This is a genomic window from Methylobacterium sp. E-041 (assembly GCF_022829665.1).
Classification (GTDB): Bacteria; Pseudomonadota; Alphaproteobacteria; order Rhizobiales; family Beijerinckiaceae; genus Methylobacterium.
Map to the genome: position 1 here is coordinate 1 of NZ_JAKSYQ010000002.1, position 490 is coordinate 490.

Consider the following 490-nt stretch of genomic DNA (forward strand, 5'->3'; position numbering starts at 1 on the left):
CTGACGAGTGACACCGGTGCCTCGTCTCTCGACGGCATCACCCGCGCTGGTGGTTTGACGATCACGGGTGTCGAGACGGGGGCGACGCTTCTCTACAGCGTCGATGGAGGACCGGCCTCTGCCAGCTATGATCCAACCAAGCTGTTAGACGGGGCGCACACGGTTTTGGTCACGCAAACCGACGTGGCCGGTAACACCTCCACCGCAAGCTCACTCAGCTTCGTAGCTAATATTGCGACGGTGCAGAGTGACACTTTGGTGTTCAAGGTCTCTGGCGACAACTGGCAGGGGCCGGTCCTCCATCGACGCTGTAGAGAAGCGTCGCCCCCGTCTCGACACCCGTGATCGTCAAACCACCAGCGCGGTTGATGCCGTCGAGAGACGAGGCACTGGTGTCACTCTTCAGGGCCACACTGGGCGCAGCCACCCTGGTGTCGAGTGTGAAGCTGAGGGAGCTTGCGGTGGAGGCGTTACCGGCCACGTCGGTTGG

At 62.0% G+C, this 490-nt stretch carries 1 protein-coding gene; it reads left to right on the forward strand.

The window, feature by feature from the left end; all coding sequences use genetic code 11:
• Nucleotides 1-345, forward strand: a 345-nt coding sequence (locus MKK70_RS00015; protein WP_243945245.1) for an Ig-like domain-containing protein, incomplete at its 5' end; no start/stop codon positions are given.
• Between the last annotated feature and the right edge of the window lie 145 nt (nt 346-490).